At 62.6% G+C, this 15,138-nt stretch carries 15 protein-coding genes; 2 read left to right on the top strand and 13 right to left on the bottom strand.

Features of this window, described 5'->3' with window-relative positions; all coding sequences use genetic code 11:
* Nucleotides 1–20: 20 nt before the first annotated feature.
* From FXN63_RS11625 to FXN63_RS11580, 10 genes are all read right to left on the bottom strand, one after another.
* On the bottom strand, nucleotides 21–1,031 hold the full coding sequence (locus tag FXN63_RS11625) for a Bug family tripartite tricarboxylate transporter substrate binding protein (RefSeq protein WP_187395173.1): 1,011 nt from the start codon (nucleotides 1,029–1,031) through the stop codon (nucleotides 21–23).
* A 53-nt stretch (nucleotides 1,032–1,084) separates the two neighbouring features.
* Nucleotides 1,085–2,014 (bottom strand): SMP-30/gluconolactonase/LRE family protein, encoded by a 930-nt coding sequence (locus FXN63_RS11620; RefSeq protein WP_148819223.1) that lies wholly within the window; start codon nucleotides 2,012–2,014, stop codon nucleotides 1,085–1,087.
* 107 nt (nucleotides 2,015–2,121) lie between these two features.
* Entirely contained in the window at nucleotides 2,122–2,940 is an 819-nt protein-coding gene (locus FXN63_RS11615) for an ABC transporter ATP-binding protein (RefSeq protein ID WP_148814978.1), read from the bottom strand.
* A complete protein-coding gene (locus FXN63_RS11610; RefSeq protein WP_148814976.1) occupies nucleotides 2,933–3,751 on the bottom strand; it encodes an ABC transporter ATP-binding protein in 819 nt (272 codons plus the stop codon). The genes FXN63_RS11615 and FXN63_RS11610 overlap by 8 nt, the downstream gene beginning before the upstream one ends.
* Nucleotides 3,748–4,746: a branched-chain amino acid ABC transporter permease gene (locus FXN63_RS11605; protein WP_148814974.1), complete on the bottom strand. Its 999-nt coding sequence runs from the start codon at nucleotides 4,744–4,746 to the stop codon at nucleotides 3,748–3,750. The genes FXN63_RS11610 and FXN63_RS11605 overlap by 4 nt, the downstream gene beginning before the upstream one ends.
* Nucleotides 4,739–5,617, bottom strand: coding sequence for a branched-chain amino acid ABC transporter permease (locus FXN63_RS11600; protein ID WP_148814972.1), 879 nt, complete (start codon nucleotides 5,615–5,617; stop codon nucleotides 4,739–4,741). The genes FXN63_RS11605 and FXN63_RS11600 overlap by 8 nt, the downstream gene beginning before the upstream one ends.
* Nucleotides 5,610–6,659, bottom strand: a complete 1,050-nt coding sequence (locus FXN63_RS11595) for an NAD(P)-dependent oxidoreductase (RefSeq protein ID WP_246165110.1) — start codon at nucleotides 6,657–6,659, stop codon at nucleotides 5,610–5,612. Before FXN63_RS11595 ends, FXN63_RS11600 begins: the two co-directional genes overlap by 8 nt.
* Nucleotides 6,660–6,674: 15 nt before the next feature.
* Nucleotides 6,675–7,418, bottom strand: a complete 744-nt coding sequence (locus FXN63_RS11590; RefSeq protein ID WP_148814970.1) for an SDR family NAD(P)-dependent oxidoreductase — start codon at nucleotides 7,416–7,418, stop codon at nucleotides 6,675–6,677.
* Nucleotides 7,419–7,468: 50 nt separating this feature from the next.
* Nucleotides 7,469–8,317 (bottom strand): HTD2 family dehydratase, encoded by an 849-nt coding sequence (locus tag FXN63_RS11585; protein ID WP_246165109.1) that lies wholly within the window; start codon nucleotides 8,315–8,317, stop codon nucleotides 7,469–7,471.
* Nucleotides 8,318–8,329: 12 nt separating this feature from the next.
* A complete protein-coding gene (locus FXN63_RS11580; RefSeq protein WP_148814968.1) occupies nucleotides 8,330–9,541 on the bottom strand; it encodes an ABC transporter substrate-binding protein in 1,212 nt (403 codons plus the stop codon).
* A gap of 173 nt (nucleotides 9,542–9,714) precedes the next feature.
* Between FXN63_RS11580 and FXN63_RS11575 the strand changes: the two genes are divergently transcribed.
* Nucleotides 9,715–10,956 carry a CaiB/BaiF CoA transferase family protein gene (locus tag FXN63_RS11575; protein WP_148814966.1) on the top strand — a complete coding sequence of 414 codons (1,242 nt, stop codon included), beginning with the start codon at nucleotides 9,715–9,717 and terminating at the stop codon, nucleotides 10,954–10,956.
* A 101-nt stretch (nucleotides 10,957–11,057) separates the two neighbouring features.
* On the opposite strand, the gene FXN63_RS26900 is transcribed toward FXN63_RS11575, so the two are convergent.
* Both FXN63_RS26900 and FXN63_RS11570 read right to left on the bottom strand, forming a co-directional pair.
* Nucleotides 11,058–11,273: a hypothetical protein gene (locus tag FXN63_RS26900; protein ID WP_222864041.1), complete on the bottom strand. Its 216-nt coding sequence runs from the start codon at nucleotides 11,271–11,273 to the stop codon at nucleotides 11,058–11,060.
* A complete protein-coding gene (locus FXN63_RS11570; RefSeq protein WP_222864040.1) occupies nucleotides 11,242–12,084 on the bottom strand; it encodes an MBL fold metallo-hydrolase in 843 nt (280 codons plus the stop codon). Before FXN63_RS11570 ends, FXN63_RS26900 begins: the two co-directional genes overlap by 32 nt.
* Nucleotides 12,085–12,237: 153 nt before the next feature.
* Between FXN63_RS11570 and FXN63_RS11565 the strand changes: the two genes are divergently transcribed.
* Nucleotides 12,238–13,134 carry a LysR family transcriptional regulator gene (locus tag FXN63_RS11565; RefSeq protein ID WP_148814964.1) on the top strand — a complete coding sequence of 299 codons (897 nt, stop codon included), beginning with the start codon at nucleotides 12,238–12,240 and terminating at the stop codon, nucleotides 13,132–13,134.
* Between the two features lie 102 nt (nucleotides 13,135–13,236).
* Here FXN63_RS11565 and FXN63_RS11560 read toward each other — a convergent pair whose 3' ends face one another.
* The gene (locus FXN63_RS11560; RefSeq protein ID WP_187395172.1) at nucleotides 13,237–14,730 is read right to left on the bottom strand and encodes a tetratricopeptide repeat-containing diguanylate cyclase; all 1,494 of its coding nucleotides are present in this window, start codon (nucleotides 14,728–14,730) and stop codon (nucleotides 13,237–13,239) included.
* Nucleotides 14,731–15,138: the final 408 nt, after the last annotated feature.

The following is a 15,138-nucleotide window of genomic DNA, read 5'->3' as shown; positions in this document are numbered from 1 at the left end:
CGTCGTTTCAGGGGTATTAGCTATTCCACCTTGATTCCGGCTGTCTTGATGATGCTGCCCCACTTGGTGCGTTCGGTTTTCACAAACGCGTCCAGCTCTGTTGGCCCCATCACCAGCGGTTCCACACCGATGTCCATCATCTTGCGGCGTGCATCGGCCGCTTGCAGTGCCATGCGGATGTGTTCGCCCATCTTGGCGACGATCTCGGGCGGCGTGGCGCGCGGGGCAAACAATGCATCCCAGGCCACTACATCAAAACCGGGAACGCCTTGTTCTGACACCGGCTTAACGCCCGGCAGCATGTCGCTGGCGGCAAGCGAGGTGATCGCCAATGCACGCAGCTTGCCAGTCGCGACATAAGCGCGTGATGCGGTCACCGTGTCGATGGCCAAGGGAATCTGGCCACCGATCGTGTCGGTCAAGGACTGGCTGGAGCCCTTGTACATAACGCCGAACAGCGGGGCCTGGGCTGACTTCACGAACTCTGCAAACACTACCTGTGCGGTGGTGCTGGGCAGCCCGACGTTCAAGGTGCCCGGCTTGGCGCGGGCACGCGCAATCAGTTCAGCCAAGCCATTGGTGGGCAGGTCCGGGGCCGATGTGCAGATCACCATCGGCAGCAGGCCGATCATGGCCACGCCAACAAAGTCGCTGGGCTCGAAGCCCCGGTTGTTGTACAGGAACTCGTTGGCCGCATTGATGGCGTTGGTGCCCAGCATGAAGGTGTAGCCATCAGCATCCGACCGAGCCGCAGCGGCCGCGCCGATGTTGCCGCCTGCTCCTGCCCGGTTCTCGATGTAGATGGGCTGATTCAGCGTCTTGGTCAACTCGTGGGCCACCAGTCGGGTCAACACGTCTGCACCCTGCCCGGCTGCATACGGCACGATGATGCGAATGGGCTTGGACGGCCAAGATGACTGCATAGCTGGGGCAGATTGCGCCCAGGCGGGTCGCAGGCCCAGCGCGCTTGCACCGCTCACGACTGCCGCAGCGGTCAACAACTTGCGTCGTGTGCCTTGATGTTCGGTCATGGACGTGTCCTCGTTTGCCATTGCAGCGGTGTCTGTCATTGCATCTGCCATCGTCAAGCCTCCAGCGCCAGACCGGCGCGTGGCCAGCGTGCCGCGAACAACTGCCCATAACCCGACAGCGTGATGAACGCCGTGCGCCGATCAGCCCCGCCAAAACAGATGTTGGTGCAATAGCCTTCGGGTGCGGCGTGGAATTCCAGCAGGTTGCCGTCGGGTGAAATCACACTGATGCCGCCGCGAACCAGTGTGGCCACACAGATGTTCCCGTTTTCTTCCACGGCCAGCGAATCGAATCGCTGATAACCGGGCAGACCATGCACCAGGCGGCCACCGTTGGGCGACGGCCAGGGTTCCAGGCCCAGTTCGCCGGGCGACAGCACCGGGTAGGACCAGAGCCTGGCGGTCTCCGTTTCGGACATGTACAGCGTCTTGCCGTCTGGCGACAGGCCCACACCATTCGGGGTCAGGACCGGATGGGCGGCGCGACGGATAAAGCTGCCATCCAGACGCGCGTAGTACAACGCACCGCGCAACATGCGGTCTTCAAAGGTCTTGCCGAAGTCGGTGAACCAGAAGCCGCCGTGTGCATCGAACACGATGTCGTTAGGGCCATGCAGCGCAATGCCATCGCAATGGGTGTACAGCGTGTCGACTGCACCGGTGTCTAGATTCACACGCTGGATGCAGCCGCCTGCGTAGTCGGCAGCCGGGCCGGTGGGCCGTGAGAACCCCGCGTCAGTGCGCCAGCTGAAGCCGCCGTTGTTGCAGACATAGCAGTGTCCATCGGGGCCAAGTGCCGCACCATTCGGGCCGCCGCCAAGTTCAGCCACGACCTGCAACTCGCCCGTGGGCGACACGCGCATCAAGCGGCCACCGGCGATCTCGACCACCAGCACACTGCCATCGGGCAAGGCCACCGGGCCTTCCGGGAATTTCAAGCCGGTGGCGATGACCTCGCCTTGCAGGCTCAACTGTTTTGTCATGGGCGTGGCCTTGGTTTCCGGTATGCCTGCCTGGGTCATGGCGGCACCAGTCATCGCGCTGTTCGAAGCAGCCGTGCTCATCTCGGCCTGACTTGCTTGTTGCGCGCTCATACGTGCACCCCCGACTGTGGGTCTTGCTCTGCACCGCGCGTGCTTGCATCGGCAGCCGGCGTCTCTTTGCGCGCACCCAGGTAGGCGTCGATCGCAGCCTGCCGCCCTTCCCGGCTTCGCAATGCGGCCTCGTCCAATTCACCAACAATGTGCCCATGACGCAGCACCCAGGCATGCGAGGCCAGCTTGGCGGCCACGTGAAAACTCTGTTCCACCAGCAAGGCCGCCAGCTTCTGTTCTTTCTGGATTGCCGCCAGGCGTTCGTACACACGCGCCACCAGCAACGGAGCCAAGCCCAGCGAAGGTTCGTCCAGAAGAATCAGACGCGGGCCGGACATCAACCCGCGACCGATTGCCAACATCTGTTGTTCACCACCGCTAAGCAGCCCGGCCGGCGAACGACGGCGATTGGCGATTTCGGGGAAGAAATCCATCACCATCTGTTCACGCTTGTTGCGCGTGGCGGAATCGACGAAGTAGGACCCCAGCTTCAGGTTCTCGGCCACCGTCAGGTCGGTCACGATTGCCCGGCCTTCAGGCACGTAGACGATGCCCAGCTTGAAGCGCTCGGCCACCGACAGGCTGGAGATATCCTGCCCGTCGAAGAACACCTGCCCTTGCGCCGGCTCAAGGCCCGCAATGGCGCGCAGTGTGCTGGATTTGCCCGCGCCGTTGGCACCCAGCAAGGCCACGACCGTGCTGGTGCGCACCGCCAGGCCGATGCCGTGCACCACGGGCCCTGCGCCATAACGCACCGTCAGCCCTTCCACGCGCAGCAAGGTGTTGCTGTCCGACCCTGTATCGATGTCATGCATCTTCGTCTCCCAGGTACACGCGCACCACGTCGGGATTCAGGCGAATCTGTTCAGGGCTGCCGGACGCCAGCAACGTCCCGACATTCAGCACGTGGATGGTGTCGCAGACGTCCATGATCAGGTCCATGTCGTGCTCCACCACCACCAGCACCAGGTCGGGTGCGCGCAGCCGTTTCAAGGCAGCAGACAGGTCACCGGTTTCCACGGAATTCAAGCCTGCAGCCGGTTCGTCCAGCAGCAGCACACGCGGGTTGCCGGCAATCGCACGGGCGATCTCGGTCAGCCGCAGCACACCAGGCGGCAACTGGGTAGGTGACAGGTCGGCGACCTCGGCCACGCCCAGGCGGGTCAAGGCAGCCATCGCCAGTTCGCGGTTATGTGCCCGTTCGTTTCGCCCGCCAGACAGCGGCAGGAAGGCGTCCAGCCAACCGGCCGAGGACTGCCGGTCCAGGCCGATCATGACGTTTTCGATCACGCTTAATTCGGGGCACAAGGCCACGTGCTGGAAACTGCGCGAAAAGCCCAGCGCAGCGCGTCCCGACGAGGGAATGCGTTCCAGGTGCTTGGTGCCCAGGCAGATGCTGCCGTGCTGCGGCGAATACAAACCGGTCAGGCAATTGAAGAAGCTGGTCTTGCCTGCGCCGTTGGGGCCGATCAGGCCGGTGATTTCGCCGGCACGCAGATGCATGCCCACGTGCTGCAAGACCCGAATACCACCGAAAGACAGCGACAGATCGTCAACCACCAGCGGTTCACGGGCAACCGCGTTTGCAACCGCACTGGCAACCGGTGTAGCAACAGCTGCGCTCATGCTTGTCCTCCCATCAGGCGATTGCGCCATGCTTCGGGCAGGGCGTTGAAGCCCAGCACCACCACCAGCAGCGCAGCGCCATACAGAATCGGCACCCAGTTGCCCGCGCCGGCCAGCAGCATGGGCATCATGGTCAGGAACAGCCCACCGATCAGCGCACCGAACATCGACAGCGAATACAAGCTGACAACCGAGCCCACCAGCAGGAAGATCGAGGTCCACAAGGTGAAGCTGTTGGGCGACACCGTAGATGAACTGAAGGACAGCAGCGCGCCGGCAATCGCGGCAATCCCTGCGCTCATCGCCATGCAGGACAGGCGTGCCCAGCTGCGGCGCACACCAAAGGATTCGGCAGCATGAGGGGAAGTCCGGCTGAGCATCAGTGCCGCGGCCTGGCGTGAGCGGCGGAAGTGGCGCAGCAATATGGACACCGACACCAGACCTGCCAGCGGCAGGTAATACCGTTGCAGTTCTTTCGACAAGCCAGGCAGTGCATCCAGCTTGACGTACACCCCTTCGTAGCCGCCCGTCACCGACGAGAAATGCAGCAGCACTTCGGGCAAGGCCAGCGCCAAGGCCATGGTTGCAACGGCCAGATAAATGCCGGACAGATGGCGTGATGGGAACGCAAAGATCACGCCCAGCAAGGCACCCACGCAGGCGGCAATCGGCAGGCTGACCAGCAGCGGCAGGCCCAGGTATTTTTCCACCAGCGCCACGGTGTAGGCCCCGGCAGCAACGAACACACCATGACCAATCGACACTTCGCCGCCATAACGCACCAGGAAACTGACCGAGATGATGGCAATCGCGTTGGCAAAGCACAGGCCCAGGGTGAAGGTCCAGTAACCGCCTGCCACCAGGGGCAATGCCATCAGAACCAGCACACCGATGATGCCCAGCCCGGCAGTTCGCCGCCGTGCAGATGCTGCCGCCTGGTTTGCCTGCACGGCGCTGGCAGACACGTCGCGAGAAGATGTGATGACACTAGACACGGAGACCTCCGCGCACAGCCAGCAAGCCCTTCGGGAAGATGTTCAGTACGACCAGCATGGTCAGCAACAGGTAGGTGTTGTTGAACTCGGCCGCGAGGTAGAACGACAGCAGGTTCATGATGACCCCGATGAAAATGCCGCCCACAATCGCGCCAGGCAGACTATTGAAGCCTCCGACCACCGCCGCCGCAAACGCCTGCAACATGAAGGACGCCACACTGGTGGACGACAGGAAGGTGGTGGGCACGATCAAGAGCGACGCCACCAGCCCCAGCAAGCCCGCCGTCACCCACGAGAACAGATGCACGCGGCGCAGGCTCAGGCCACACACGCGACTGGCGAACGGGTTGGCCGACACCGCACGGAACGCGATGCCGATGCGGGTGCGTTCGATCAGCAGATACAGCACACCAATCGCCAGCATCGTCGTGCCCAGTACAGCAAGGTCGTAGGCGGTGATGTGCAGCGGCCCAAGCCGGGCGCGCCATGACGGCAGCGGCAAATCGAGCGCCACCACGCTGGAGCCGAACAGCAACTGCGTCACTCCTTGGGCCAGCAAGCCCACCCCCAGTGTGGCGATGGTGCTGGTCAGGTCCGACTTGAAAACCAGCGGCGCAATCAGCAGGTAGCTGACCGCCATCACCGCCACCATGATGACCAGCGTGAGCAACACCGCTGCGCCCCAGGCCATCTCGGCGAACAGGCCGGCCGTGAACCCGAACACCAGGAAAGCCGACAGGCCCGCCAGGTTGCCGTGCGCGAAGTTCACGACGTTGGAGCTTTTGTAGATCAGCACGATGCCGATTGCGCCCATGGCGTATAAGCAGCCGCTGATGATGCCCGCCCAGATCAGGCCGATGAGGTCAGCCATTTGCGTGGCTCCTTTCTTCTAGCGGGGCGGTGGCCGTTGATACGGTGCCGGACGCTTGGCCGGCAGGGTTGGCCGGGCTAGACGCAGAAGCCGCCGAAGCCGCTTTGACTGCCGCGCCCGCATCCACCGCTGCCGGCCCCTGCCCGCTGTCGATCAGCGCAATCACCGACGGGAAGTAGCGGCCGCTCCATCCGCCGCTGGCGGTCGCGGCGTAATAACGCTTTGCCAGTTCGACCACGCGCGCATCCAGCCCCGTCTGGTCGGCCAGTTCCAGCACATAACCCAGGTCTTTCAAGGCATATTCCGGCGGGAAGGCTTTCTCGGGAAACTCGCGCGGCAGCATGGATTTGCGACCATGATTGCGCAGCACAAAGCTGTCGCCGGAACCCTTGGACACGGCATCCAGCAAGGTGGCCGGATCGACCCCGGCGCGCTCGCCCAACACCATCATTTCTGCCAGCGCCACCGTGTTCTCGAACACCAGTGCGTTGTTGATCAGCTTGACCACCTGGCCACAGCCGACTTCACCGCAGCGTGTCACGTCAGAACCGATATAACGCAGCAGCGGTTCGATGCGGGCAAACAGCGCTTCGTCCGCCCCCACCATGATGCTCAGCTCGCCGCGTTGCGCAGCTTCACGAGTACGGGCCACCGGTGCATCGGCAAAGGCCACATCCAGCGCAGCCAGCCGCTCGGCCACCGAGCGCGCAGACGCCACCGTGGTGGTGCTCAGGTCCACGATGATTGCTGGCCGGCGCGCGGCGCTGCTCAAGCCGGTGTTGCCCAGACAAACCTGTTCAACCTGCGGGCCGCCCGGCAAGGACAGGAAGACCACGTCGGCCTGCGCGGCCAGTTCTGCCACCGTGCTCGCACGGCGTGCCTTGGTGCCGTCCAAGACCTTGAATGCGTCGGCGGACATATCGAAGGCAAGCACGTCACCCGCATGCTTCAAGGCCATGTTGCGACACATCGGCCCGCCCATCACACCCAGTCCGATGAAACCGATCACCGGGGTGGTATCTGCTGTCATTGCTGTTGCCATGCTCGGCTCCTCGCCTCAGGCCATCCACATGCCGCCGCTGACATCCAGCGACGTGCCCGTGATCCAGTTCGATGCTGGCGAACACAGGAACAGCGCCGCCTGCGCAATGTCTTCCGTGTTGCCGTAACGGCCCAGCGGCACCGAGCCATTGGCAGAAGGTGCCTGGCCGCCCGTCACGCTTGCCCACATCGCGGTTTCCACCGGCCCCGGTGCCAGCGTGTTGGCGTACACACCATGCGGCGCGCCGGCCTTGGCGATCCAGCGCATCATCCCGTGCACAGCCGCCTTGGACGCCACGTAGGCCGGGCCAGACGCCACACCGCCGTTCTTGGCAGCGATGGAACCTGCCGCCAGAATCTTTCCGAATCCGCGATCGCACATCAGCGGAAACAGCTTGCGCGCCGGGTTCACCACGCCGCGCACGTTGACGGACATCAGCGCGTCCCACTCGTCGTCTGTGCTGTCGGCCAGCGGCGTGCGCGCAATGATCCCCGCGCACAGCACCAGGATGTCGACCTGGCCGTATTCGGCAAGCACCGCATCGATCAGCGTGTCGGTCTGCTCGCGCGAGGTCACGTCGTACTGGCGGTAGTCGATGCCCTCGCCAATATCTTCATGTTCGGCCCGATCCGTCGCGATCACACGCGCCCCAGCGGCTTGAAATGCCGTGGCAATCGCGCGTCCCATGGAACCGGCTCCGCCCGTGATGAAGGCCACCTGGCCATCGAGGTTTGCCGCTCCACTCAAATGCTGTGCCATCTCCTGAATCTCCTGATGCTGTTTTTATAGGTAGAAGTGTTGTCGCAGGTTCAGCGCAAAGTCGCTATGGCGGACATCGCTAGGTCGCCATCCGGCCCGCGTGCCCACAGGTTCAGGCTGCCGTCATCAAGTTCGCGTCCTTCCAGCTGAAAACCGCGCGATACGAACAAAGGGCTGACACCCCGGAAGTCGAAACTCGCCAAGGCCCGACCGCCGCTGTGTTCCAGCGCCAGTTGTTGCAGCAACGTGGCCGTCAGCGGCCCGTGTACCACCAGGTCCGGGTAGCCCTCGACATCGCGTGCATAGCTTTGGTCGTAATGAATGCGGTGGCCGTTGAAAGTCAGCGCTGAATATCGGAACAGCACCGTGGTGTCAGGCTCGAACGCTTTGCCCCATTGCGCCTCGCCGTCGTGCCGAACCGGGGCTGTGGGTGCAGCGACAGCCTGACCGGGTGGCGTGGCATCTCTGTAAACAATGTCTTGCTCTTCCACGATGCAGTCGTGGCCATTGACGGAAATGGTGTGTTCAACCGTCACGAACCACAGCGAGCCGCGCTTGCCCACCTTGTTTTCCACTTTCACAATGCGGCTGCGGCGCGTGGCTTGTGCCTCGATCGGCAAATCGGCCAGGTAACGAATTCGACTGCCCGCCCACATGCGGCGGGGCAAGTCGATGGGCGGCAAGAACCCGCCGCGTTTCGGATGCCCATCGCCACCCAGGCCGCCACGACGAACGGGCGGATTGAAGTACAGCCACTGCCAGCCCGGCGGCAACGCCTCGCCGGCAGTCGGTGCATGATCCAGATCCAGCGTTGCCGCCATGGCCTGAACCGCTGGCGCGCCGATGCGTTCGACACGTTCCTCGGTCCGTCCCACCCAATCGTCATAAGCAGTGCTCACGCGGCCGCTCCCTTAGATCTTTGCGTCGAAAACATCGGTGGGGTACGGCTTGAAGTCCCGCACCAGCTTGAACGTGCCGCCAGAGGTTGCCTGGATGATCCCTTCCTGGCGCGTGCCACGATGGTCATTGGCCTTGAAGGTCACCCCGCGTGCGCCACCCACCGTCTGGTTGCTCATGGTTTCCATGACATCGACCAGATTTGCGCGGGTCAGTGGCTTGCCGCTTTCCAGCAGCAGCTGGAAGCCCTTCACGAACAGCGATGCATTGCTCCAGCCGTTCAAACCGAACACGCCGATCGGGTCGTTGGGGTAAAGCTTGCCCACGGTGTCGCGGTAGGCCTTGATGTTCGCGTCGTCAGCACCGACGGGCATCAGCCACGACGAGAAATAGGTGCCATCGAGCAAGGGGCCAGCCAACTTGTAGGTGGTAGGGTCGGCCGTGAAGAACGGGGCCATCCACTTGCCCTGGAAATCCAGGCGCTCGGCGGTTTTCAGTGCGGCCGCCAGGTTGGCGTTCGACCCGAACAGGATCACCACTTCTGCCTTGGCATTGGCGATGCGGCGCATGTGCGGCGTGAAATCGGTGCTGCGCACCTCGAACGGAATGGATTCGGCCGCTTCCTTCTTGCTGCTGGCCATCAGCAAATCGAAGCCGCGCTTGGCGGAACGACCAAGCTCATCGTTTTCCCACAGCAGCGCCACACGGCTGGCCTTCAGGTCGTTGAAGGCGTAGTCCAGGTTCGACGCAGCAGACCAGCCGTAGTCAGGCAGAAGCGGAAACACCAGACGTTCGGCGAACAGCGCCGACGCACCGCCGATCGGCCCCAACATCGGCAGGCCCACTTCCTTGGCGTAAGGAATGACAGCGGTGCACTGGGCGGTGCCCACGGGCGCGGCCAGCGCAAAAATTTTGTTCTCTTCCACCAGGCGGCGTGTGACGGCCACGCTGCGTGACGGCTCGTAGCCATCGTCATAGGTGACGAAGTTGATCTTCCAGCCCTTCAGCGCGTCAGTCTCGTTGGCCCACTTGAAGCAGGACTCGGCGGCCCGGGTCAGGATTGCGTAGAACGGCACAGGCCCCGTGATGGGGGTGAACGCACCGACCGTGACCGTCTTGTTGGCCATATCGATGCCGGGGGAAACCGCTTGGGCGCGTGCCAGGCCTGGAAGTGCGATCGAGGCAGTGGCGGCGGCACAACTGGAAAGAAACGTTCTTCTGTGCACGTTCTATCTCCTGGTCATTTTTGGGGCTGCCGCGTTCTCTGCACGACATAAGAATGCATTCTATATTTTTGGAACGGCTTAGAAATACGGGCTTACCCCATAATTTTATGTGATTACGCAGCACATCTTAAAATATAGAATGCATTCTTTTGCAGATAAAGCAGGAGATCACCATGTCGCACCCTCCCCTCGCGGGCCGTCGTGTCATCGAATTGGGGACCATGCTGGCGGCCCCGTTTGCCTCGCACATCCTGTCGCAGCTGGGTGCCGAGGTGATCAAAGTCGAGCCGCCACGCGGTGACCCGACCCGCGCGCTGGTCCGTGGCGGCCCCAGCGGCACGTTCATCGCGTACAGCCACGGCAAGAAAAGCGTGTGCATCGACCTGGCCGATCCCGACGGCCATGCCGCGTTCTGCAAGCTGCTGGAAAGTGCCGATGCCCTGGTACACAACCTGGCACCCAAGGCTGCGCGCAAATTGAGCCTGACCCAGGCGGATTGCGAAGCGATCAACCCGAAGCTGATCTACTGCCACATCCGAGGATATGCCAACGGGCCACAGGAAGACGACCTGGCATCGAACCCGGTGGCCGAAGCAGCTACTGGCGTCATGGAAGCAAACCGCATCAACGGACGGCCAAGCAGGCTTGGGCCGTCCTACCATGACCAGTTCGCCGGGGCTTACGCAGTGATCGGCATTCTGGCCAAGATGCTTAGCCCGGACGCGGCTGACCGCCATGTGGAGGTTGGCCTGTACGAAACCGGCCTGCACGTTGCGTCCCGCGATCTGGTTGGCATTCAGTTGAAGACGCAGCTGCTGGGCCGGCCCGAACGCGAGCCGCATGGCGAATTCAGCATGCCGGGCTACGGCGCGTACATGAGTTCAGACGAACGCTGGATGTACCTGTTGATGCTGACGGACGCGCATTGGTTGAAGTTCTGCCAGGCCATGAATCTGCCCGAAGCAAACGATGCGTCCCTGGCAATGCTGCGTGATCGGAAGAAGCGGCGCGAGGAAGTGGAAGCCTTGGTGAAAGCAGCGATTGCTGCCCATCCTTTCGACGCAACCGCTGCCCGTCTGAGCGCGGCAGGCGTAGGCAACACGGAAGTGCTGCCACTGGAGCGCGTGCTGGAAGTGCCGCAGGCGCATCAGCCGGGGAAACTGCGCGCGGTTCAATATCGCGGGTTGGATTTTGAGGTGCCGGAGTTTCCGCGGCTGTATGCCGGCGATGCGGGCGATGACCCCAACAACGAACAGGCCAACGCGACGCTGAGCCCACCCGAGCTGGGTGAACACAGCGTTGCAGTGCTGCGCGAAGCAGGCCTGGATGCCGAACAATGCCAGCGCCTGGTGGCAAGCGGCGTGGTGTTGGACGCCAGCACCGAGAGCTTCCCGTGGGCACCGGTACGGGGCTAGTGCTGCCTGCCTGCGGCGTGGATAGATCCTCTTCACCTGTGCGGTCCCAGCATCGCGCAAGGCAGCGGCGAGCGACAGTTTCATCGCTTGCCGCTGCCTTTTCAAAACTGCCAGTTGGCCGGCACCCAAGCATAGGCGTTGTCCAGCTTCAGCATCCTTCCCAAACCGGGAAACGGATAATGAAAGCCCAACACCAACATGCGTTCGCTGGCAGCCCGATCAAAGATGCGCACCCGTGCCGCCCGCGCAGTCTCTTTGTTCCGATCCGGGCCAAGCAGCCAAGAATTATTGATATTGACGACCGGGTGATAGGCCAAGTCTGCCGTCAGCAATAGCTGCGCATCGCCCGAGTGCACCAGGAAGGTTGCCATGCCTGGCGTGTGGCCAGCGGCCACAATCGTGGTCAGCGGCCACAATCGTGGTCAGCCCCGGCACGATCTCCGTACCCGCCTCGTACAGTTCGATGCCGGCCGCCACCGGCTCGACACTCCGCTTGATCGCCGCACCAAACCGCCGTCGGAAATCCTCTGGCACCGGCATGTAGGAAAGATCAGGCTCACCGCGCACGAAAAAATCCCAGTCTGCGCGCGGCGCAAACACCGTTGCCTTGGGAAAGGCCTTGCCGCCATCGGCAGCGCGCAAGTTGCCGACATGGTCTGGATGCGTGTGGGACACGACCACCACATCGATGTCGTCGGGACGTAAACCAAGGGCAGCAAGGTTGGCGAAGATGCGGCCGCCATTCGGCCCCATGGTCTGCCCTGCCCCGGCTTCCAGCAGAATGCGCCGCCCGCCGGTTTCGATCAGCAGCGTATTCAGGTTCAGCGTCAGGTGATCGGGCGGCAGGAAGGCACGGCGCAGCGCTTCCTGCAGGTCAAGCTCGGGCGCGTCGCTGGCGTATATGCGTGGCGGCCCGCCGATTACTCCGTCACTCACCACGGTTGCCCGAATATCGCCAACGCGGAATTGGTAGTGGGCGGCATTGCCGGCCTGCATCGCGGGCGACGGGGCTGCTGTCTGCGCCAGGGCGGTTCGCTCAAAACCACTTCCCAGCGCCAGCCCCGATGCCCCGGCGACCGCCGACAGCATGAACTTGCGGCGATGCCGCGTCAGCGTTTCCATCGTCATGTGTTGTCCTCGACTCAAGTCGTCGGCAATTGCCTGCACCATGCAGAACGCCAACCTGACCGTCACTATGGCCACGCTTGATCGCGCTGATAAGATGCACAAACGAGAACACGCTGATAAGAAAAACTACGCAATTGGTTGAGACAAAGCCTGATGACCCCACTACGCCTGGACAGTCTTGAGACGTTCGCATCCATCGTGCGCTGCGGCGGTTTTCGTGCAGCAGCGCTTGAACGCGGCATTTCGTCTTCCGCGCTCAGTCAAAGCCTTAATGCACTGGAGGCGGCGCTTGGCATCAGGCTGCTGAATCGAACAACACGCAGCGTTTCGCCGACCGAAGCCGGTGCACGGCTGCTGGCACAGCTGGAACCGGCTCTGCGCGACATTCGCCTGGCGTTGACCGACCTGGACCAGCTCCGATCCACGCCGTCCGGCACCATACGCATCAACGCACCCGGCCCGGCCGTAGACCACGTGCTGTGCCCCTTGGCCTTCGACTTCATGCGGGCGTATCCCGAGGTCAATGTCGAGATCGTCAGCGACGCGGCCATCGTGGATATTGTCGATCAGGGTTTCGATGCAGGCGTGCGCTTTGGCAGACAGTTGGCGCAAGACATGATCGCCACACCGATCGGGCCGCCCCTGCGTTACGCCATCGTCGCTTCGCCCGAGTATCTGCGCGCACGCGGCACGCCCAAGACACCCCAGGATCTGTTTGGACACGACTGCATCCGGCGACGTTTCCCGGGTGGCACGCTGATGACCTGGCAATTCGAAAAAGATGGCGAGGCGCTGACTGTCACGCCCGAAGGACGTTTGACGCTGGGCTCAGCGCACCAAGAACTGCAGGCGGCGCTGGCTGGCCAGGGCATTGCCCACATCTTCGAAGACTATGCCAAGGAGCCGCTCGCGCAGGCGCAACTGGTGGAACTGCTGCCAGACTGGAGCCCCACCCTGCCGAATTGGTTTTTGTACTACCCCAACCGCCGCCATCCGAGCACAGCCATGAAGGCGTTTCTGGAACACGCGCGGACTTACGCGTGGGGTTGAAGCAGATTCAGGGTCGAAGCAAGTTCAGGGCTGAATCAGGCACGGATGTGAATTACATGCAGGCCTGATTCACCCGTGAGCCTGAATGCATCAGGCCCACGCTTACGCCGAGCAAGGCCGTAGCTTGGCCAGGTACATGGACTTGTCGCTGCGGTGAATCACCGCTTCGGCGGCGTCCCCCGGCTGGGCCTCGCTCAGCCCGATGCTGACCGACACTTGCAGGCCCGGTGCGATGGCCTCCCAGTCGAATCCGGCAACGGCCAACTGCACGTGTTCACACACCTGGATCGCGACCGAGGTGGTGGTGTTGTCAAACAGGATCACAAACTCGTCGCCCGCCCAACGCGCCGACAAGTCTTGCTCGCGCACGCTGGACGCCATCAGGGCGGCAACAGTCTTGAGCACCCGGTCGCCGATCTGATGCGTGAAGCGGTCGTTCACCGACTTGAAACGATCCACATCGACCAGTGCCACCGTCAAGGGCCGGCCGGTGGACGTCTGCACCTGAAGGCGCTGTTCCAGTGCACGCTCGAAGCTACGGCGGTTCGCGATCCCGGTCAGGGCATCTTCCAGCGACCAGCGCTCGAACTGCTTGGAAGTGATCAAGGCCTGCTGCAAATGGCGCTGACTTTGACGCGCATCCAGACGCCAGGACACCAGGGCCTCCCGGCTGACCAGGCCGTCAGCAACCACCCGCTGCTCGCGCCGACGCAGTGCGCGGTTTTCGCGCAGCGCATCTTCGTGCCGCCCCTGGATCTCGAAGGCCTGAGCCAGCAACAGGTGCGCACGGCAGGCCAGTTGTTCGTGCTCTACGCTCAAGGCCAACACCCGCATCGACTCAAGCTCGATCTGGGTCTTTTCCCAATCCTGTCTGGCCCACGCGATTTCGGCCGCGGCCCATCGAACAAAGGCGTCGAGCCACGTCACATTCTTGGCCAGCGACTGAACTGCCAACGCAACCGATTTGTCAGCTGCGGCGATATCGCCCTGCCATGCTTCCAGCAGCGCCCACGACGCATTCGAGATCACTTCGCCCATGGACTGCAGGCCGGGCAACAGCGACGAGGACAGCCCCGCCGCTTCAAGCGCCTTGCACTCTGCGGCCAAGGCTTCCAGTCGCGACAGACTGCTCATGGTGCCGGTCTGGAAACGCTCATCGATCAGGCGCGAGGCCTCGACCCAGACCTGATTCAACAAGGGCTGATAGGCACTCGCCACCGGCACGCAATGCTGCGCAACCTTGATTGCCGCCGCCAGCGACGCATCGGCGCGATCGTGGTCACCTGCCCAGGAATAGGCAATGCCCAGGCAGTTGTAGGCCAACACCAGTTGCGGTTGCGGAGCCTTGGTCTCGCACAGCCGGACGCTGAGCAAAGCAGCTTCCACGGCCTCGTCATTACGGCCCAGCAAGATACACACGTGAGCAAGTGTGATCAGCGCATTGGCCTCGCCCTGCGCGTCACCCAATTGCTCGAACAAATGAGCGGCACGGCGACTGGCTTCGGTGGCAAGTCGCAGGCGCGAACTGATGCGATCGCAATGCGCAAGCGACGCCAAGGCGCGCGCTTCGAGGCGCGGATTGACATCGCGCGCCATGGATAGAGCAGTTACTGCGAGGTCGTGCGCTTGTTGCACCTGTCCGTTCTCCAATGCCCGGTGAGCGGCAGCAAGCAACCCGTCAGCTGTATCGAGCGGGGCACCAAGAATAAGACTACGCATCACACGGCACCTTCCGGCCACTCGGCGCTGCGCAGCAGTTGTCTGAGGAAACCAAGCAAATCTACTCTCATTCACACACTCGGGGCCGACATGCCAAGCGCTTGGCAGACCGTCCCCCGCACCGGCAAACCGGCAAATGATGGGTTCGAGCGTGAAATCGAACTCCGGATTCCGAACGGCTGAGCTCCTCTACGTATACATACGTATCGTACTAAAGAAATATGTCCCCTTTTCGCATGATTATTCGCAATGTCGCCGAGTTGACACGCGCAAAGCTGACACTTG

Source organism: Pigmentiphaga aceris, from assembly GCF_008119665.1.
GTDB classification, from domain to species: domain Bacteria; phylum Pseudomonadota; class Gammaproteobacteria; order Burkholderiales; family Burkholderiaceae_B; genus Pigmentiphaga; species Pigmentiphaga aceris.
The sequence above is the reverse complement of the archived record's forward strand: the minus strand, read 5'-3'. Positions and strand labels throughout refer to the sequence as shown.